An 18189-nucleotide genomic window follows, 5' to 3' on the forward strand; every position below is an offset into this window, starting at 1 on the left:
TGGACACCACGCAGTTCACCCACGGCTCCTCGGCGCAGCGGCAGAAGTGGTACACCACCGGCTACCAGACCGGCGACCCGGCGCGCTGCAACACGTTCGACACGAACAACCTGGGCTGAGACGAGCCGAAGGGCCCCTTCCCGGACGGGGAAGGGGCCCTTCGTCGTCAAGCGGGCCGTCGGTCAGGACGCTTCGGCGTGCGAGTGGTGCTCCGCCACGTGGAAGGTCCTGGCCGAGGCGCGCACCGCCGCGCGCGAGGAGCGGGCCGGGACGCCGTTGACGTCCTCGGTGCTGATCGCGTAGCTGGCGATCACCCACGCCGCCGCGTCGGAGTTGCGCTCCAGCGCCACCCGGTCGACGTTGCCCAGGTTGTCGCCCGCGCCGTGGTAGTTCGGGTCGTACGCGACGCCCGCGCGCCCGCCCCACTTGGCCGCCTGCGCCTCGGTCTTGATCTGCTCGGCACCGGTGAACAGGCCGCCCGCCGGGATGCCCTGGGCGATGAACTCGCCGTAGTCCGAGCGCCCGGTGAAGTCCGTGCCCTCGGTCTGCACGCCCTTCTCGGCGGTCAGGTAGTCGGTGAACGCCTTCTCGATCTGCGCCGAGCCGTAGGGGCCCGCGCCCGCGCCGACGCCGTCGGAGTCGTCGCCGTCGTAGACGAAGTACGCCGCGTTCGGCGAGCCGATCATGTCGAAGTTCAGGTACAGCGCGATGTCGAGCTGCTGCTCGAAGCTCAGCGACTGGACGTACTTGGTCGACCCGACCAGGCCCAGCTCCTCGGCGCCCCACCAGCCGAACCGCACCGCGTTGTTGACCTTGGGCGAGCCGCCCAGCCGCAGGGCGGCCTCCAGCAGGCCCGCCGAGCCGGTGCCGTTGTCGTTGATGCCCGCGCCCTCCTCGACGCTGTCCAGGTGCGCGCCCGCCATCACGACGTTGTCCTCGCGGCCGGTCCTGGTCTGCGCGATGACGTTGCGGGAGACCTTCTCCTCCTCGTGGAAGCGCAGGTCCACGGTGACCGCCTCGCCCGCGCGGGCGGCCAGCGCGGTGCCGTCGGCCTGGCTGACGCCGCCGGTGGGCACCACGCCGGGCTGGCCCAGGGTCACGCCGCCCAGCGGGCCGGGGGCGTTGTTCGCCACGAGGACGCCGATGGCGCCCGCGGCGGCGGCGTTGCGGTGCTTGATGTCGAAGGTGCAGGAGCCGCGGCGGATCAGCGCGATGGACCCGGTGAAGTCCTGGCCCGCGAAGTCCTCGGCCTCGCAGCCGGGCGTGCCGTCCTCGGCCACCACGCGCAGCGGGCCGGTGACGCCGCCGACCGGGGTCTGCGGCGAGTACTCCATGGGCAGCGCCTCGTAGCTGGTCGAGCCGACCTTGGCGGTCGTGGCGTCGTAGACCTGCACGGGGTAGGTGAACTCGGGCGTGGTGACGTCGAAGCCAGCGGCGCGCAGCTTGCCCGCCACGTAGTCGACGCTGGCGTCGTAGCCGGAGGTGCCCGCGGCGCGGTTGCCGCCGTTGCGCTCGGCGATGCGCTGGAACGCGATCAGGTGCCGGTTCACCGCCTCCACCTGCACGTCCTTGGTGAGCTTCTTGGCCAGAGCGGGACCGTCCAGACCGGCCGGGGCGGCGGTCGCAGTCGGAACGGCTAGCAGAGCTAGGGATGCGGACGCCGCGAGGATCGCCGCGCGTCGTACCCCGGTCCTTGCTGACATGGTCGAGTCTCCTTCACTCGGATGCCGCACCCTCACAATTCCACGCCGGAAGCGCAATCCGTCACCCGGCGGGTTTTTCCTCGATCAGCAGCGGCAGGCACGTCTGGACGCCCGCCACCGCCAGTTCCCAACCCGGTCGGTGGAACCCCTCGCGGGTCACCAGCAGCCGGATCTCGTCGCTGGGCCGTCCCCGGCGGGCGGTGCGCTTGGTGCCGTCGGGCCGGTAGCCGAGCTTGCGGCTGACGCCCAGCGACGCGGCGTTGTCCACCCAGGCGCTGGACCGGGCCTGCTGCGCGCCGAGGTGGTCGAAGGCGAACGCCAGCACGGCGGCGCGCATCTCCGTGCCGATGCCCCTGCCCTGGTGCCGCAGCCCGATCCACGAACCGGTGGTGACCTCGCGGTTGGTGGCGAAGTCCGCGCCGCCCAGCGTCTGCACGCCGATCACCCGGCCGTCCAGCCGGACCAGGAAGTTCAGCGACCAGTTGCGCGCGGACAGGGTCGCGCGCATCCCCCAGTAGTGCTGGGCGGTGTTGAGCCCCAGCCGCTCCCTGGGCGCGTCGGTCCAGGCGACGCCGAAGGGCATCACCTCCGGCGGGTGGACGCCGCGCAGCGCCTCGTCGACCAGTTCGAGCAGTCCCGCGTCGTCGTCCGGGCGCAGCTCCAGCCGGGGCGTGCGCAGGACCAGGTGGTGGAAGGGCCAGGCGTCCATCGGGTCATGGTGCCCAGCGCACGCGGTCGCGGCGATCGGATTATCTTCGGGCTCATGCGCGCGATCACCGTTCGTGAACCCGGTGGGCCCGATGTGCTGGAGTGGACCGAGGTCCCCGACCCCGAGCCCGGTCCGGGCGAGGTGGTGCTGGAGGTCGCCGCGTCCGCGGTGAACCGCGCCGACCTGCTCCAGCGGCAGGGCTTCTACCCGCCGCCGCAGGGCGCGCCCGCGTTCATCGGGCTGGAGTGCTCGGGCACGGTCGCCGCGCTGGGCGAGGGCGTGACCGGCTGGCGGGTCGGCGACCAGGTGTGCGCGCTGCTGGCGGGCGGCGGGTACGCGACCAGGGTCGTGGTGCCCGCGGCGCAGCTGCTGCCGCTGCCGGAGGGGGTGGACCTGGTCACCGCCGCGTCGCTGCCCGAGGTGGCGTGCACGGTGTGGTCGAACGTGGTCATGCTGGCGGGTCTGCGGGCCGGTCAGACGCTGCTGGTGCACGGTGGCGCGGGCGGCGTCGGCACGCACGCGATCCAGGTCGGCAAGGCGCTGGGCGCGCGGGTGGCGGTGACCGCGGGGTCGGCCGAGCGGCTGGCGCGGTGCGCGGAGCTGGGCGCGGACGTGCTGGTCAACTACCGCGAGCAGGACTTCGTGGCCGAGGTCGGCGCGGCCGACGTGGTGCTGGACAACATGGGCGCGGCGTACCTGGACCGCAACGTGGACGTGCTCGCGCCGGACGGCCACCTGGTGGTCATCGGGATGCAGGGCGGGGTCAAGGGCGAGCTGAACATCGGCAAGCTGCTGGCCAAGCGGGCCTCGATCACCGGGACCGGGCTGCGGTTCCGGCCGGTGGACGGGCCCAGCGGCAAGGGGGCCATCGTGGCGGCGGTGCGCGAGCACGTGTGGCCGATGATCGCCGACGGGCGGGTCAAGCCGGTCGTGCACGGGACCGTGCCGATGGAGCGGGCCGCCGACGCCCACCGGGCCCTGGAGGACGGCGAGGTCTTCGGCAAGCTCATCCTCACCGCACCCTGACCCGCGCCTGCAAGTACTACCCGACGAGCCCGCGAGGGCCGCTGACTACCACCCGAAGTGCGCGAACGCTCAGTTCGCGGTGTCCGAACGCTCGGTTCGCGCGATCGGGTGGGCACGACGGACCGGCGGAGGTCAGGTGGGCACCACGCGAGGCCGACTACCCGGCGGCCGAGCCCACCTCGGCGGAGCCGGGATAATCCAACACCGCGGTGGCTAAGAAGGTGCGGGGGGTGGTGCGGAAGCGGAGGGCGAACTCCTCGGCCCAGCGCACCAGCACCGCCTGCTCGCCCGGCCGGTCCGCGTCGTCGACCAGGATCGCCGCGCCGGGCGCGAGCACGCCGCTGAGCACCGGCAGCGCCGGGTAGCGGGCGTCGCCCAGCAGCGGGCCGTCCACCAGCAGCAGGTCCACCAGGCCGTGCCGCTCGACGAACCCGGAGACCTCGTCGTGCACCAGCCGGGGGTCGTACCACTGCGAGCTGCCCAGCGCCGCCGGGTGCGGCGACAGCGGGGCGTGCACCACCCGCGCCACGTGCCCCAGGCCCTCCCGGCGCAGCTGGCTGGCCACGAACGCCGCGGTGCGCTCGTCGTGCTCCACCGACAGCAGGTGGCCGAAGCCGCGCCGGGCCAGCAGGCGCGCCAGCACCACCGACGACGCGCCGCAGCCGCACTCCACGGCCACCGTCCGGGAGCCGATGAGCACCTCGTCCACCACCGCCGCCAGCGCCGCCGGGCGCAGCTCGTGGGCGGTGCTGGGCAGGTACTCCGACATCAGCGGGACCAGGCGCTGCAGCGCCGCGAGGTCGGCCAGCTCCCGCACCAGCGCGTCTTCCACTCGGTCCCCCAGGCTCACCCGGCAGGGTGTACTCCAGCGGTCACGCCAGTTCGGCGACCGCCCGCACCAACTCGTCGATCTCCGCCGCGTTGGTGTAGTGCGCCAGGCCCACCCGGATCGCGCCGCCCACCTCGCCGACGCCGAGCACGGAGAACACGCCGTGCTGCCCGGAGTCGGCGAAGGCGCACACGCCCCGGTCGGACAGGTGCTCCACGCCGTCGGTCGCCTTCACCCCCGCCACGGTGAACGCCAGCGACGGGACCCGCCGCATGGCGTCGCCGATGACCATCACGTGCCGCAGCGAGCGCAGCTCGTTGATCAGGTTGGCCAGCAGGCCCGCCTGGTATGCCTTCACCGAGCCCAGCGAGGTCAGCAGCCGCTCCCGGCGCGGGCCCAGCGCGGCGTCGTCCAGGCCCGCCAGGTACTCCACCGAGGCCACCAGGCCCGCCAGCAGCGGGTAGGCGTGCGGGCCCAGCTCCAGCCGCTCCGGGCCGCGCGCGCCGGGCTCCACGGCCACCGATGGCAGCAGGTCCAGCACCGACGGGTCGCGGAAGACCAGCGCGCCCACCGGCGGGCCGCCCCAGGCGTTGGCCGAGACCGCCACCACGTCGGCGTTCATCGAGGTGATGTCCAGCGGCACGAACGGGGCCGCGGAGGAGGCGTCGACCACCACCATCGCGCCGTGCTCGCGCGCCGCGTCGGCGATCTTGCGCAGGTCGGGCCGGGTGCCCACGGAGCCGGACGCGGCGGTCACCGCGACCAGCTTGCACCGGTCGGTGACCAGCTCGTCGTACTGCCACGCGGGCAGCTCGCAGGTCTCGATGTCCACCTCGGCCCAGCGCACCACGCTGCCGGTGCGCTGCGCGGCGCGCTGCCAGGGGGCGATGTTGGCCGGGTGGTCCAGCCGGGACACCACCACCTCGTCGCCGAGGAACCACCCGTCGGACAGCGCGTCGGCCAGCCGTTGCAGCAGCACCGCCGAGCTGGGACCGAGCACCACCCCCGCCGGGTCGGCCCCCACCAGGTCGGCCACGGCGCGGCGCGCCGCGTCGACGATCGCCTCGGCCCGTTGCGAGGCGGGGAAGATGCCGCCCGGTCCGGAGACCGGTGCGCGCAGCGCGGTGGAGACGGCCGTGGCCACCTGTTCGGGGACCTGCATTCCCGCGGGAGCGTCCAGATGGACCCAGCCGTCGCCGAGCGCGGGGAACAGCCCACGTACTCGTGCGACGTCGAACGCCATGCCGCACACCGTACGGAGGACGCCGGGCCGGGCGACAGCAGGGGCGGTGAGTTCGCGACCCAGATGTTGCAACCCGGTGCGGCGGCGCCCGTCCGGCCGGGCCACTATTGGGGTATGAGCGAGGCAGGGAAGAACCCGCAGCACGTGGTCGTGGTCGGCCCGGACGGGGTGCCGGTGAACGCCGCGCGCATCGCCGCGGCAGCGGCCTCGGGGGGCGAGGACGGGGGTCAGGACGTGACCGACCTGGTCGAGCAGCCCGCGAAGGTGATGCGCATCGGCACGATGATCAAGCAGCTGCTGGAGGAGGTGCGGGCGGCTCCCCTGGACGAGGCCAGCCGCAACCGGCTCAAGGAGATCCACAAGCGGTCCATCGACGAGCTGGAGGACGGGCTGGCGCCGGAGCTGCGCGAGGAGCTGGAGCGGCTGTCGCTGCCGTTCACCGAGGAGGGCACGCCCTCGGACGCGGAGCTGCGCATCGCGCAGGCCCAGCTGGTCGGCTGGCTGGAGGGCCTGTTCCACGGCATCCAGACGGCGCTGTTCGCCCAGCAGATGGCCGCGCGGGTGCAGCTGGAGCAGATGCGCGGCCGGGCGCTGCCCGCGGGCAGCGGGGCTGGTGAGAGCGCGGACACGCCGCACATCAGGGGCACGGGTCAGTACCTGTGAGCGACCCGGTGGTCGCGCGGGGTGATGCCCCGAACAGGTGGCGGGAACTGGACAAGGTGAGCCCTTTTCCCCGACCGTGAGCGTCACCACTGAGCTGCCCTACTACGCGGCGTCGCCTTCCGGCGCGCCGGAAGGAGTGCCCGAGGTGCTCGAAGGAGTGCGCCGTGCCCTGCGTGCCGACCAGGTCCGCAGGGGTCTCCGGGACAAGCTGATGCGGGCGATCGACGAGGTCGTCGCCCCCTACCACCGCGAGCAGGAACGGCGGATCGACGCCCTGCGCGGCGAGCTGGAGGCGCTGCGCGGCCAGGTGGAGGCCGACGCGCAGGCCGCCCGCGACCACGTGACCAGGCAGTTCGACCGGCTCGCCGAGATCAGCGCGGGCTTCGAGCACCGGGCCCGGCGCGATCTGCTGTTCGCGGGCGAGCGGGCGGCGGCGGCCGACAGCGCCCGGTTCGCGCACGAGCGGATGCCGACCGCCCCGCACTTCCCGGACCCGCACGCGACGCTGCACCACGCCCTGTCGCTGGTCGAGGTGGACGGCCTGGTGCTGGAGTTCGGCGTCTACACCGGCACCACGCTCAAGATCATCGCCTCCACCCTGCCGCACGAGCAGGTCTACGGGTTCGACTCCTTCGAGGGCCTGCCCGAGGACTGGCGCAGCGGTTTCGCCGCGGGCGCGTTCGGCGTGGAGGAGCTGCCGGACGTGCCGGGCGCGCGGCTGGTGCCGGGCTGGTTCGACGAGACGCTGCCGGGCTTCGTGGCCGAGCACCCCGGCCCGGTGGCGTTCCTGCACGTCGACTGCGACCTGTACTCGTCGACCAGGACCGTCCTGGAGCACGTCGGGCCCCGGCTGGTCGAGGGCAGCGTGGTGCTGTTCGACGAGTTCTTCAACTACCACGGCTGGCGCGACCACGAGTACAAGGCCTGGATGGAGTTCGTGGAAGCCAGCGGCATCGAGTTCAGCTACGAGGGGTACACGTTCGACCACGAGCAAGTGATCGTCCGGGTGACCCGAGTCCCCAGGACCCGCGAGGGTCGGTAATCGCACCGTGACCGACCGGCGGCGAACACGTCATGGAGCCGCCGGTAGTCTCATTCCTCGTGCAACCCACGAGTACGGTCGAACGGCCCGAAGCGCCCCCGGAAGCAAACTCACGCACGTTCGCGCGCGCGATCGCCGACGTGCGCGAGGGCTGGCAGAACCGGGAGCTGTGGGGCCACCTGGGCTGGCAGGACATCAAGCAGCGCTACCGCAGGTCGGTCATCGGCCCGCTGTGGATCACCATCTCGATGGGCACCACGGCGCTGGCGCTGGGCCTGCTGTACTCGCAGCTGTTCAACCAGGAGATCAACACCTTCCTGCCCTACATCACGGCCGGTTTCGTGGTGTGGAACTTCCTGGTGGGCTGCGTCACCGAGGGCACCGACGTCTTCATCGCCAACGAAGGGCTGATCAAGCACCTGCCCGCGCCGATCAGCGTGCACGTGCTGCGGCTGGTGTGGCGCCAGGTGCTCTTCTTCGCGCACAACCTGGTGGTCTACGCGGTCGTCGTGGCGATCTTCTTCGGCGACCTCAACCAGCCGTACCAGATGCAGGACGACCCGGTCACGCACCCCGGTCTGAGCTGGGCGATCCTGCTCGCCATCCCGGCGTTCGCGCTGCTGGCGGTCAACGCGGTGTGGGTCGCGTTGCTGTTCGGCATCATCAGCACCCGCTTCCGCGACATCCCCCCGGTCATCCACAGCTTCATCAACCTGATCTTCTTCATGACGCCGATCGTGTGGCACACCGGCATCCTGCACAAGGTCGGCGCCGACGGTGACTGGCGGATGCTCATCGCGGAGCTGAACCCCCTGTACCACTTCCTGGAAATCGTGCGCGCGCCGATGCTGGGTCACCAGCAGAGCTGGCACCACTGGGCGGTGGTCGGCGGCTTCACCGTCCTGGGTTGGGCGCTGGCGCTGCTGGCCATGCGCAACTACCGTGCCCGCGTCTCCTACTGGGTCTGAGTGAGGCCGTAAGAACATGGTCAGCATCGACGTCTGGAACGCCTCGGTCGACTTCCCGATCTTCGACGCCAAGTCGAGGTCGCTGAAGAAGCTCGCGCTGGGCAAGGTCGGCGGCAAGATCGGCTCCGAGGGCCGCGTCCCGATCATCGAGGCACTGCACGACATCAACGTCTCGTTGAAGGACGGCGACCGGGTGGGCCTGGTCGGCCACAACGGCGCGGGCAAGTCCACCCTGCTGCGGCTGCTGGCGGGCATCTACGAGCCCACCCGTGGCAGCTCGCGGATCGTGGGCAAGGTCGCGCCGGTGTTCGACCTGGGCGTGGGCATGGACCCGGAGATCTCCGGCTACGAGAACATCATGATCCGCGGCCTGTTCCTGGGCATGAACCGCCGGGAGATGGAGAAGCGGGTCGACGACATCGCCGAGTTCACCGAGCTGGGCGACTACCTGTCGATGCCGCTGCGCACCTACTCCACGGGTATGCGGGTGCGCCTGGCGCTGGGCGTGGTGACCTCCATCGACCCGGAGATCCTGCTGCTGGACGAGGGCATCGGCGCGGTGGACGCGGCGTTCCTGGAGAAGGCCCGCAACCGGCTGCACGACCTGGTCAAGCGCTCCGGCATCCTGGTCTTCGCCAGCCACTCCGACGAGTTCCTGCTGGAGCTGTGCGACTCGGCGATCTGGATGGACGAGGGCCGGATGAAGGCGCACGGCGGGCTGCGGGAGGTGCTCACCTCGTACAAGGGCCGTGACCCGTTCGAGAACCTGAGCCCGGAGATGCTGGAGCGGATCGGCCAGTCGAAGGTCCTGAGCGGGAACGGTGGCGAGTAGGACGTGAAGGCACTGCCGAAGGGGTCCGTGGTCGGGGTCGTGGTGACCCGGCACCGGCGCGAGCTGCTGGCCGATTCGCTGAAGGTGCTGGCGTCGCAGACCAGGGCGCTCGACCACCTGGTGGTCGTGGACAACGGTCCCGACCAGCCGGTCGAGGACCTCGTCGAGCAGTGCCCCATCCCCACCACCTACCTGCCCTCGCACCGCAACCTGGGCGGCGCGGGCGGGTTCGCGCTGGGGATGCTGCACGCGCTGTCGCTGGGCGCGGACTGGCTGTGGCTGGCCGACGACGACGGCAGGCCCGCCGACGAGACGGTGCTGGAGGTGCTGCTGGCCGAGGCGGGCAGGCGCGACCTGGCCGCCATCTCGCCCGTGGTGGCCAACATCGACCGCCCGGAGAAGCTGGCCTTCCCGCTGCGCCGGGGGCTGACCTGGAAGCGCCGCACCGAGGACCTGGGCGCGGACTTCCTGCCCGGCATCGCCTCGCTGTTCAACGGCGCGCTGTTCCGCGCCTCCACCGTGGACGTGATCGGCGTGCCGGACTACCGGCTGTTCTTCCGCGGCGACGAGGTGGAGATCCACCGCAGGCTGGTGCGCACCGGGCTGCCGTTCGGCACCTCGCTGAAGGTCACCTACCTGCACCCGGACGGCTCGGACGAGTTCAAGCCGATGCTGGGCGGCCGGTTCCACGCCCAGGACCCGGAGAACGCGGTCAAGCGGTACTACACCTACCGCAACCGCGGCTACCTGCTGTCCCAGCCGGGGATGCGCAAGCTGGGGCTGCTGGAGGTCTTCCGGTTCGGCCTGTACTTCCTGGGCCAGCGCAAGGACCCCAAGGCGTTCCTGGAATGGGTCAAGCTGGTGCGCCAGGGGCAGCGGGAGCGCTTCTTCCGGAAGTGACCGCCGCCCGGATTGCGCTGGGCGCTGAATCGCTGACGGCGAACCCGCCTTGTGGCGGGCGCGGGGGTGCGGTGCGCTGGTGGGCATGAACACCACCTCCGCACCGCACAAGACGCCCTCGCTGGTCCTGCACCTGGCGGGCAACTCCAACGCCATCAGCATCCGGGTCAGCGAAGAGGTCCGCGCCGACCTGGCACCCCGGCTCATCCAGGTCGTGCGCAACGGCCACACGCAGGCCATCCCCACCGCCGATGGCAAGGAATTCGTGGTGAACTTCGGCCACGTGGTGGCCGCGCACTTCGAGTGAAACCTGGCGCGGCCGGGCCGCATCCCCTTGAAGACGCGCGGGGCGGCGGTCGGGTTGTCACGTGTTCTCAACAAAGCCTCAAAAGCGGGTTTTGGGTTTTCCTCAGAGCGGTCCGCCAAGCTCTGCGTTGTCGGTGATCGAGGGGGTCGCCGACGACACGAGGGGACCAGAGATGAACTTCCGGAGCACCGCCCGCCGCACCGTCGCCGCCGCTGTCGCCGTCGTCGCGCCGCTGGCCTTGAGCAGCACCGCCGCGTTCGCGCAGGGGGCCGACGGGACCGTCTCCATCGCCGGGGTGGTGTGGCACGACGTGGACGGCGACGGCGTCCGCGAGGCGGGGGAACCGCCCATCGCCAACCAGTGGATCGTCCTCGACGAGGGCAGGCAGGAGGCCTTCACCGACGCCAGTGGCCGCTACCGCTTCACCGGCCTGGTGCCGGGGGCCCACATCGTGCAGTCTGTGGACCGGGTGATGAGCGGTCAGGTGTGGAGCGGCAAGGGCACCGACTTCGACCCGGCCACCGGGTACTCCAAGATGCAGTACCTGCTGGAGGACGGCCAGCACGTCGAGCTGGACAGCGGCTTCGTCACCGCCGACTTCGACTACCACCCGACCGGGATCAGCGTCACCGGGCCGGACAAGGAGGTCTACGAGGTCGGCGACGTGCTCGACATCGTCGGCGGCGTCACCTTCGACGGGCTGGGCTACATGAACTACTTCGCGGACCTGACCCTGCCCTCGGGCGTGCGCAAGCTGGAGCGGCTGGGCACCATGAGGACCTTCATGGCCGAGGACAAGCCCAACGAGGTCACCGGCTGGTTCTACGACCGCAAGGCGCCCGGCGTGGTGGAGACCATCGGCGCGCGCGTCGTCGTGGAGCGGCCCATCACCGCCGGTGAGATCCGGCTGCACATGAGCGACGGCGGCGACCTGAACCCGGCCAACAACACGATCACGCGCAACCTCACGGCCGTTGCGCCGTCTCTGTAGGCGCAGCTAGTACCACTGAGGGGGAAAAAGAGATGAGCTTCCGCGCCACCGCCAGACGCGCCGCCGTGATCGCCGCCGCCGCCGTCATCCCGCTGGCCCTGCCCGCAGCGGCCTTCGCCCAGGAGGCCGGGCAACCCGCCGAGGAGGGGACGGGCACCGTCTCCGGTGTCGTCTGGCACGACCTGAACGGCAACGGCCTGCGCGAGGCGGGCGAGCCGCCCATCGCGGACCAGGTGATGCTCCTGGGCGACCGGGCCTTCCAGGCGCGCACCGACAGCGAGGGCCGCTACACCATCCGGAACGTGCCGCCCTCGTTCAACGTGGTGTACTCGGCGGACCGCCTCGGCTTCCGCCAGGTGTGGTCGCGCAAGGCCGCCGGGGGCTCGGTGTTCGACCCGGCCACCGGGATCAGCGACGAGTTCCAGATCAAGGCGGGCCAGCACCTGGAGGGGTTCGACAGCGGTTTCGTCACCGCCGAGTTCGACTCCCACCCGACCGAGATCAGCATCGCGGGCGCACCCGGCAAGGAGGTCTACGAGGTCGGCGACGTGCTCGACGTCATCGGCGGCGCCACCTTCGAGGGCAAGGGCTACTCGCAGTTCTTCGCGACGATGACCCTGCCCGACGGGCTGCGCAAGCTGGAGCGGCTGGGCACCATGCGGCCGTTCATGGCCGAGGACGAGCCCAACGAGGTCACCGGCTGGTTCGCCGACCGCCGGGAGCCGGGCAAGGTCGAGACCATCGGGGCGCGCGTGATCGTGGAGAAGCCCATGACGGCCGCGCAGGTCAGGCTGGCGATGCCGACCGGGGGCGACCCGGACCCGTCGAACAACGTCATGACCGCGACGCTGACGGCGGTGGCGAAGCCGGGCACCCCCACGTCCACCACGGCGCCCACCAGCACGGCGCCCACCGGCACCACCGCGCCGACGACCGGCACCACCACCGCGCCCGCGAGCACGACCACGACGACCACGCAGGCCGCCGTGGTGCCGGTGGCGCACAAGACCGACCAGAAGATCGCGCAGGACGGCCAGCCGCTGGCGAGCACGGGCGCCTCGGTGCTCGGCTTGCTCGGCCTGGGCGGCAGCCTGCTGGCGGGCGGCGGAGCGGCGCTCTGGGGAGCGCGCCGCGCCAAGTCCTGACCGGCGGGGAACACCGAAAGGCCCCAGCGTCCTCGGGGGGACGCTGGGGCCTTTCCGCGCGTGCGGGACCTCAGTCCAGCGAGCCCTCCATGGGCTTGCCCTCGGTCAGGTGCGGGGCGATCTTGTTGTCGAACGCGGTCAGCGCCGCGCCGATCGCCATGTGCATGTCGAGGTACTTGTAGGTGCCCAGGCGACCGCCGAACAGCACGTTGCGCTCCGCGGCCTCCTTCTTCGCCAGCTCGCGGTAGCGCTCCAGCTTCGCCCGGTCCTCGGGGGTGTTGATCGGGTAGTACGGCTCGTCGTCCTTCTCCGCCGCCCGCGAGTACTCGCGCACGATGACCGTCTTGTCCGACGGGTAGGTGCGCTCCGGGTGGAAGTGCCGGAACTCGTGGATGCGGGTGTAGGGCACGTCCGCGTCGTTGTAGTTCATCACCGGGGTGCCCTGGAAGTCGCCGACCGGCAGCACTTCCTGCTCGAAGTCCAGGGTGCGCCAGCCCAGCCAGCCCTCGGAGTAGTCGAAGTAGCGGTCGACCGGTCCGGTGTAGACGATCGGCGTGCCCGCCGGGATCTCGTCGCGCACGTCGAAGAAGTCGGTGTTCAGCCGCACCTCGATGTTCGGGTGGTCGGCCATCTTCTGCAGCCACGCGGTGTACCCGTCGACGGGCAGGCCCTCGTAGGTGTCGTTGAAGTACCGGTTGTCGAAGGTGTAGCGCACCGGCAGGCGGCTGATGACCGCGGCGGGCAGCTCCTTCGGGTCGGTCTGCCACTGCTTGGCGGTGTAGTCGCGGATGAACGCCTCGTACAGCGGGCGGCCGACCAGCGAGATCGCCTTCTCCTCCAGGTTCTGCGCGTCCTTGGAGTCGATCTCGGAAGCCTGCTCGGCGACCCACGCGCGAGCCTCGTCCGGGGTCAGGTAGCGGCCCAGGAACTGCGACAGCAGGCCCAGGCCCATCGGGAACTGGTACGCCTGGCCGCCGTGCATCGCGAACACGCGGTGCTGGTAGTTGGTGAACTCGGTGAACTGGTTGACGTAGTCCCAGACCCGCTTGTTGGACGTGTGGAACAGGTGCGCGCCGTAGCGGTGCACCTCGATGCCCGTCTCGGGCTCGGCCTCGGAGTAGGCGTTGCCGCCGATGTGCTCCCGGCGCTCCAGCACCAGCACCCGCTTGTCCAGCTGGGAAGCGGCGCGTTCGGCGACCGTCAGGCCGTAGAAACCGGAACCGACGACGATCAGATCAAATCCAGCGAAGCTCACGGCACCCGAGGGTACGGCAGTGACCGGCTGTGACAGTGCCCACCCCGCGCAAGCGAAAGGGCCGCCCCGCGGGGGACGGCCCTTGTCGCACAAGAGGATCTAGAGCACCGAGCGCGGCATCTCCGGCTTCGGGTTGAACTTGACACCCTCGACGATCTTGCGGAACAGCTTGAGCCGCAGGCCCCACGGCACCCGGCCGCCCTTGAGGCCCTGGTGCACGCGCACCACGAACTTGGCGAACGCCACCGGGTTCTCGTGGTGCAGCCGGTAGGACGCCTCGTTGCGCGCGCCGTACTCGAACTTCCACAGGTTGGAGGCGTTGACGTCGCTGAAGTTCACGCCGCGGTTGACGCCCAGGTCGTGCACCACGACGCTGCGCAGCACCTGCACGCCGGGGCCGGACTTGTTGACGCGCAGCGTGTACTCCTGGTCGTCGAACCAGATGAAGTACTCGCGCAGCGGCAGGCCGTGCTTGGTCAGCGCCCAGCGCGGGAACAGCACGGAGACGAAGGAGCAGTGCTGCACCAGCACGTTCTCCTGGCCCTTGGCGATCAGCCTGCCCCAGTCCCAGGTGGTGACCGGGTTGTTCATCTCGCAGATGCTGCCGTCGACCCACCTGACCAGCGAGCAGGCGAAGGGCAGCTGCATGCCCATCTCCGCCTCGGCCTTGGCCAGGCCGTTGACCAGCTCCTCCAGCGCGTCGGAGTTGGCGTAGCAGTCGTCGTCCATGATCCAGACGAAGTCCGCGCCCAGCTCGTAGCCCTTGTTCATGCCGGTGGCGAAGCCGCCCGCGCCGCCGGTGTTCTCGGTCAGCCGGACGATGACCACGCCGTCGAGGCCCTCGTACCGCTTGAGCACCTCGTCGGTGCCGTCGGTCGACGCGTTGTCCACGATGACCAGCCACTCGGGCTTGCGGGACTGCGCGAGGACGTGGTCGAGCACCTTGGGGAGCTTGTCCTTGCGGTTGTAGGTGACGACAACGGCGGCAACGGTGCTCACTTGAGCCATCCTTCGTAGGTGTCGCGGACCCAGGTCCGGGCGTCGGGCAGCTTGGCGAACGCGGCGGCCTTGCCTGCCTGCTCGTCCAGCCAGGTCTTGCGCTGCTCCGGCGAGTTGATCATGGTTCGAATGCGCTCGGCGGCGGTCGAGATGAACGGGTACGGGTGGCGCGGCACCAGCAGGTCCTCGGCCACCAGGGACGCCTGCGAACCGACGTCGGTGGACACCACCGGCACGCCCGCCGCGGTCGCCTCGAACGAGGTGAGCGTGAGCCCCTCGTTGTCGGAGGAGATGACCAGCACGTCGGCGTCGGCCAGGGTCTTGGCCACCGGCTTGTCCGACCCGCGCAGCTCCAGCACGTCGGACAGGCCCAGCCTGCTCACCAGGCCGTGCACCTCGCCCGCCAGCTCGCCGTCGCCGTGCACGATGAACCGGATCTCGCGCGACGCGGACCCCTTCAGCGACGCCGCCAGCTGCAGGAACAGGTACGGGCGCTTCTGCTGGGTGAACCGGCCGACGAACGCCACGGTGAACGGGCCGTCGTCGGACTTGGCCTTGGCCGCGGCCTGGCCGATGCCCTTGGTGGTGAGGTTGGCCAGGGTCGCCAGCTCCACCTTCGCCGGGTCCACGCCCTGCTTGCCCACCAGGTAGTCGCGCAGCATCGGCGAGATGACGTGGTGGTGGTCGATGACGTTGGTCATCCGCACCGAGATGTCGACGAAGCCGCCGGTGCGCCACTCCAGGATGTGCAGCGAGTCGATGACCGGCAGGTCCGGGCGGATCGACTTCAGCCACGGCAGGCGCTGGGCCAGCCAGGTGCTGTGGTGCAGGTGCACGCCGCGCACGTCGTAGGCGGACAGCACGCCGTTGAGGAACGCCGACTCCTGCTCCGGGCTGACCGGGTGGGTCAGCGGCACCACGATCGCGCCGTCCAGCTCCGGCCGGGTGATCCACGGGTGGGTGGAGGGCCGGTCGGTGATGACGATGGGGGTGAAGCCTGCCTCCTTGGCCAGCTGCACGGTCTCCAGCGCGAACCGCTCCGCGCCGCCCAGCTCCAGCCAGTGGATGCCGAAGATGATCGCCGGGGTGGCGCCGTGGCCGGTGGCCGTGGTGCCCCTGGTGATCCGGACGGGCGCCTTCTTGGGCACCTCGCGCTTGCGGTAGCGCTTCTCGGTGACGTCGGTGCGGTACTGGCGCAGCACGTCGAACTGCACCGGCGCGAAGAACCGCACCGAGCGGCGCACCTTGCCCATCAGGCCGGGCAGCTGGTGGTAGGCGGAGGCCACCTCCGGCTCGCCGCCCAGGTCCACCGCCAGGTCGACCAGGCCCTCGGGCGGGTTGGTGCCGCTGGTGGTCTGCACGGTGCTGCGCACCACCAGGGAGCCGACCACCTCGCGGTCGTCGCCCCACTCGATGTGCCTGGTGCGGTCGTCGGTCAGCGAGGGCATGGTGCCCCTGGGACCGCGCAGCACGGTGATCCGGAACGTCCGCCCCGGCCGCGCCAGCGCGTGGAAGTTCACCGCGCCGATGAGGATGCGGCGCTCCCGCTCGTCGAGCAGCCCTTCCCCGTCGGCGAGGCCGATTCCGCTTTCGTCGAGCAGTTCGACAATTTCTGGGAGCTTGTCCACGGGCCCTTCCGTCACATCTCTCGGTTGTTGTCGAGTAGCGCCGACCGGGCGCGTGCGAGGCAGGGGCCGAGTTTACCGAAGGCCCGCCGCCGTTTTGTCTCAGACCTTGATCGAACGGGGGAGCATCTTGCGCATCGCGCGCTGGCACGGCTCCTCGACGCGGTGGTGCAGCAGGTGCCCCGCGACGAACGAGCCGACGATGCCCGCGATGACGAACAACCGGAATTCCCACGCGCTCGGCTCGTCCACCAAACCCCAAGAGGTGAGCAGCCTTCGCATCAGGTCGAGCAGCAGCCAGTGCACCAGGTACAGCGCGAAGGACACCTTGCCGCCCCACACCAGCACCCTGGTGCTCAGGAACCGCGCGGTGACGTCGCGGCCGCTGACCGCCAGCGAGCCGATCAGCAGCAGGAACAGCGGCACCACCAGAACGGTCTCGGTGGCGCCCCACATCAGGTGGCCGTTGATCCGCCAGTCCACGGCGAACCGCACGCGCACGGCCGGGTCGTTGAGGTGGATGACGTAGATGGCCACCAGGATCACCGCGAGCACCACGGTCGGCCGCAGGAACCACGGCAGCCGCGCGGTCAGGCCGTGCCGCAGCACCAGCACCGCCACGATCGCGCCGCCGACGAACTCGGTCAGCACGCGCAGCGGCACGATCCCCTCGACGATCTTGTCGCCGTCCCACATCAGGTCGCTGCCGTCCTGGAAGCCGATGCCCACCAGCACCAGCGGCAGCACCGCCAGCAGCGCCAGCGACACCAGCGCCCGGTCGGACAGCTGGGTGCGGAACTTCGCCAGCAGCACCACCAGCACGGTGAACGCGATGTAGGCCATCCACTCCGCGCTCAGCGACCAGTCGATCGGGTTCCAGTCGTGGTGGGCGGTGGTCCACGCCTGCACCAGGAACACGTGCGCCAGGAACCGGCCCGGCTGCAGCGCGTAGTGGAACCCTCCGTCGTTGGTCCAGGTGGCCAGGAACGCCAGGTAGAGGCCCCAGGCCAGCAGCATCACCATCATGACCGGCCAGATCCGGGAGATCCGCAGCCACAGGAACGCCACGATCTTGCGCGGCCCCCAGCCCACCACCATGCGGTCCAGGTGGGTGAAGGTCAGGATGAAGCCGGAGAGCACGAAGAACAGGTCCACGCCCAGGTAGCCCACGTTCATCAGCGGGATGAGCGGGTACAGGAAGCCGAACGCCTCGATCAGCTCCGGCCGGAAGTGGAACAGCAGCACCCACAGCGCGGCCAGCGCCCGGATGCCGGTGAGCTGCTTGATGTGCGGCACGCGGGCCGCCGCCGACGGTGAGGCCGCCGCCGCTCCGTTCGGGCTCGGCTCCGCCCGCACGGGTTCGGCGACCCTGGTGTCCGCGCTCTGCATGTCCAGTTCCCGTCCTGCTCGTGCCGAACCGCTCACCGGCGGAACACCACCCGGCTGTAGGCGGCGTAGTTCCACACCAGGCCGACCCCGATCGCGGCCAGCTTCGGCGCCCACGCCAGCAGCCCGGTCAGCGGCCAGCCGAGGCCGTTGGCCGCGGCGGTGGCCGCCACGATCACCAGCGGCTGGATCACCCACAGGCCGAAGGCGGTGAAGGCGAAGAACAGCGCCCCCTGCTTGGCCGCGCCGCCGGGCGCGCCGCCGCCGAAGGTGAAGTACTTGTTGGCCACGAAGCTGAAGCTCATGCCAGCCGTGGTCGAGGCGAAGTTGGCGACGAAGAGGTTGACCCCCAGCCCCGTCAGCGCCATGTAGCCGACCAGGTCGATCAGCGTGTTGACGCCGCCGACCAGGCAGAACCGGATGATCTGGGCCAACCCGCCCGCGGGCACCGGGGTCGCGGGCGGCGCCGCCTCGGCGGGCGCCCCGGCCGGGGTCTCCGAGGACAGCCCAGAGGACAGCTCCGGGGACAGCTCCGGGGACACCTCGGGGGCGTCGTCCACCGCCAC

The 18189-nt window shown here is 70.9% G+C and carries 19 protein-coding genes; 10 read left to right on the forward strand and 9 right to left on the reverse strand.

The annotated features are described in order from the left end of the window. Window positions 1-119, forward strand: a 119-nt coding sequence (locus tag IEZ00_RS36140) for a neutral zinc metallopeptidase (protein ID WP_229795047.1), incomplete at its 5' end; no start/stop codon positions are given. A gap of 63 nt (window positions 120-182) precedes the next feature. Here the strand turns inward: IEZ00_RS36140 and IEZ00_RS02770 are convergent. After that, window positions 183-1703, reverse strand: a complete 1521-nt coding sequence (locus tag IEZ00_RS02770) for a M28 family metallopeptidase (RefSeq protein WP_189221405.1) — start codon at window positions 1701-1703, stop codon at window positions 183-185. Between the two features lie 61 nt (window positions 1704-1764). Further along, on the reverse strand, window positions 1765-2412 hold the full coding sequence (locus IEZ00_RS02775; RefSeq protein WP_189221406.1) for a GNAT family N-acetyltransferase: 648 nt from the start codon (window positions 2410-2412) through the stop codon (window positions 1765-1767). A 54-nt stretch (window positions 2413-2466) separates the two neighbouring features. Here IEZ00_RS02775 and IEZ00_RS02780 point away from each other — a divergent pair, with 54 nt between their 5' ends. After that, window positions 2467-3438, forward strand: coding sequence for an NAD(P)H-quinone oxidoreductase (locus IEZ00_RS02780; protein WP_189221407.1), 972 nt, complete (start codon window positions 2467-2469; stop codon window positions 3436-3438). A 157-nt stretch (window positions 3439-3595) separates the two neighbouring features. Here the strand turns inward: IEZ00_RS02780 and IEZ00_RS02785 are convergent, their stop codons facing one another. Both IEZ00_RS02785 and IEZ00_RS02790 read right to left on the reverse strand, forming a co-directional pair. Further along, window positions 3596-4288, reverse strand: a complete 693-nt coding sequence (locus IEZ00_RS02785) for a class I SAM-dependent methyltransferase (RefSeq protein ID WP_229794942.1) — start codon at window positions 4286-4288, stop codon at window positions 3596-3598. Between the two features lie 22 nt (window positions 4289-4310). Continuing rightward, window positions 4311-5510, reverse strand: a complete 1200-nt coding sequence (locus IEZ00_RS02790) for a cysteine desulfurase-like protein (RefSeq protein ID WP_189221408.1) — start codon at window positions 5508-5510, stop codon at window positions 4311-4313. A gap of 114 nt (window positions 5511-5624) precedes the next feature. Between IEZ00_RS02790 and IEZ00_RS02795 the strand changes: the two genes are divergently transcribed. The 8 genes from IEZ00_RS02795 to IEZ00_RS02830 all read left to right on the forward strand — a co-directional run bounded on the left by IEZ00_RS02795 (window position 5625) and on the right by IEZ00_RS02830 (window position 12358). Further along, window positions 5625-6173 carry a bacterial proteasome activator family protein gene (locus tag IEZ00_RS02795; RefSeq protein WP_189221409.1) on the forward strand — a complete coding sequence of 183 codons (549 nt, stop codon included), beginning with the start codon at window positions 5625-5627 and terminating at the stop codon, window positions 6171-6173. Window positions 6174-6249: 76 nt separating this feature from the next. After that, entirely contained in the window at window positions 6250-7215 is a 966-nt protein-coding gene (locus IEZ00_RS02800; protein ID WP_229794944.1) for a class I SAM-dependent methyltransferase, read from the forward strand. A 32-nt stretch (window positions 7216-7247) separates the two neighbouring features. Beyond that, entirely contained in the window at window positions 7248-8183 is a 936-nt protein-coding gene (gene wzm, locus IEZ00_RS02805) for a galactan export ABC transporter permease subunit Wzm/RfbD (RefSeq protein ID WP_189221410.1), read from the forward strand. 16 nt (window positions 8184-8199) lie between these two features. Further along, window positions 8200-9015, forward strand: a complete 816-nt coding sequence (wzt, locus tag IEZ00_RS02810) for a galactan export ABC transporter ATP-binding subunit Wzt/RfbE (protein ID WP_189221411.1) — start codon at window positions 8200-8202, stop codon at window positions 9013-9015. A 3-nt stretch (window positions 9016-9018) separates the two neighbouring features. Continuing rightward, window positions 9019-9915: a galactofuranosyltransferase GlfT1 gene (gene glfT1, locus IEZ00_RS02815; RefSeq protein ID WP_189221412.1), complete on the forward strand. Its 897-nt coding sequence runs from the start codon at window positions 9019-9021 to the stop codon at window positions 9913-9915. An 85-nt stretch (window positions 9916-10000) separates the two neighbouring features. After that, window positions 10001-10222: a hypothetical protein gene (locus IEZ00_RS02820; RefSeq protein WP_189221413.1), complete on the forward strand. Its 222-nt coding sequence runs from the start codon at window positions 10001-10003 to the stop codon at window positions 10220-10222. 172 nt (window positions 10223-10394) lie between these two features. After that, window positions 10395-11213 (forward strand): SdrD B-like domain-containing protein, encoded by an 819-nt coding sequence (locus IEZ00_RS02825; RefSeq protein WP_189221414.1) that lies wholly within the window; start codon window positions 10395-10397, stop codon window positions 11211-11213. Window positions 11214-11245: 32 nt separating this feature from the next. Further along, the gene (locus IEZ00_RS02830; protein ID WP_189221415.1) at window positions 11246-12358 is read left to right on the forward strand and encodes a hypothetical protein; all 1113 of its coding nucleotides are present in this window, start codon (window positions 11246-11248) and stop codon (window positions 12356-12358) included. 70 nt (window positions 12359-12428) lie between these two features. Here IEZ00_RS02830 and glf read toward each other — a convergent pair whose 3' ends face one another. The 5 genes from glf to IEZ00_RS02855 form a co-directional block, all read right to left on the reverse strand. Then, a complete protein-coding gene (gene glf, locus IEZ00_RS02835; protein WP_229794945.1) occupies window positions 12429-13613 on the reverse strand; it encodes a UDP-galactopyranose mutase in 1185 nt (394 codons plus the stop codon). A 99-nt stretch (window positions 13614-13712) separates the two neighbouring features. Next, window positions 13713-14612 carry a glycosyltransferase family 2 protein gene (locus tag IEZ00_RS02840; RefSeq protein WP_189221416.1) on the reverse strand — a complete coding sequence of 300 codons (900 nt, stop codon included), beginning with the start codon at window positions 14610-14612 and terminating at the stop codon, window positions 13713-13715. After that, window positions 14609-16240 carry a glycosyltransferase gene (locus IEZ00_RS02845; RefSeq protein ID WP_189221417.1) on the reverse strand — a complete coding sequence of 544 codons (1632 nt, stop codon included), beginning with the start codon at window positions 16238-16240 and terminating at the stop codon, window positions 14609-14611. The genes IEZ00_RS02840 and IEZ00_RS02845 overlap by 4 nt, the downstream gene beginning before the upstream one ends. A gap of 99 nt (window positions 16241-16339) precedes the next feature. After that, window positions 16340-17662, reverse strand: coding sequence for an acyltransferase family protein (locus tag IEZ00_RS02850; RefSeq protein ID WP_229794948.1), 1323 nt, complete (start codon window positions 17660-17662; stop codon window positions 16340-16342). Beyond that, window positions 17659-18189 carry a GtrA family protein gene (locus IEZ00_RS02855; RefSeq protein ID WP_229794950.1) on the reverse strand — a complete coding sequence of 177 codons (531 nt, stop codon included), beginning with the start codon at window positions 18187-18189 and terminating at the stop codon, window positions 17659-17661. Before IEZ00_RS02855 ends, IEZ00_RS02850 begins: the two co-directional genes overlap by 4 nt.

Source organism: Saccharothrix coeruleofusca (assembly GCF_014648515.1).
Taxonomy (GTDB): domain Bacteria; phylum Actinomycetota; class Actinomycetes; order Mycobacteriales; family Pseudonocardiaceae; genus Actinosynnema; species Actinosynnema coeruleofuscum.

Excerpts from the sequence above, each read along its gene's own strand:
- IEZ00_RS02770 (WP_189221405.1), bottom strand. The coding sequence starts at position 1,703 with ATGTCAGCAAGGACCGGGGTACGACGCGCGGCGATCCTCGCGGCGTCC.
- IEZ00_RS02775 (WP_189221406.1), bottom strand. The coding sequence starts at position 2,412 with ATGGACGCCTGGCCCTTCCACCACCTGGTCCTGCGCACGCCCCGGCTG.
- IEZ00_RS02780 (WP_189221407.1), top strand. The coding sequence starts at position 2,467 with ATGCGCGCGATCACCGTTCGTGAACCCGGTGGGCCCGATGTGCTGGAG.
- IEZ00_RS02790 (WP_189221408.1), bottom strand. The coding sequence starts at position 5,510 with ATGGCGTTCGACGTCGCACGAGTACGTGGGCTGTTCCCCGCGCTCGGC.
- IEZ00_RS02795 (WP_189221409.1), top strand. The coding sequence starts at position 5,625 with ATGAGCGAGGCAGGGAAGAACCCGCAGCACGTGGTCGTGGTCGGCCCG.
- wzm (WP_189221410.1), top strand. The coding sequence starts at position 7,248 with ATGGAGCCGCCGGTAGTCTCATTCCTCGTGCAACCCACGAGTACGGTC.
- wzt (WP_189221411.1), top strand. The coding sequence starts at position 8,200 with ATGGTCAGCATCGACGTCTGGAACGCCTCGGTCGACTTCCCGATCTTC.
- IEZ00_RS02820 (WP_189221413.1), top strand. The coding sequence starts at position 10,001 with ATGAACACCACCTCCGCACCGCACAAGACGCCCTCGCTGGTCCTGCAC.
- IEZ00_RS02825 (WP_189221414.1), top strand. The coding sequence starts at position 10,395 with ATGAACTTCCGGAGCACCGCCCGCCGCACCGTCGCCGCCGCTGTCGCC.
- IEZ00_RS02830 (WP_189221415.1), top strand. The coding sequence starts at position 11,246 with ATGAGCTTCCGCGCCACCGCCAGACGCGCCGCCGTGATCGCCGCCGCC.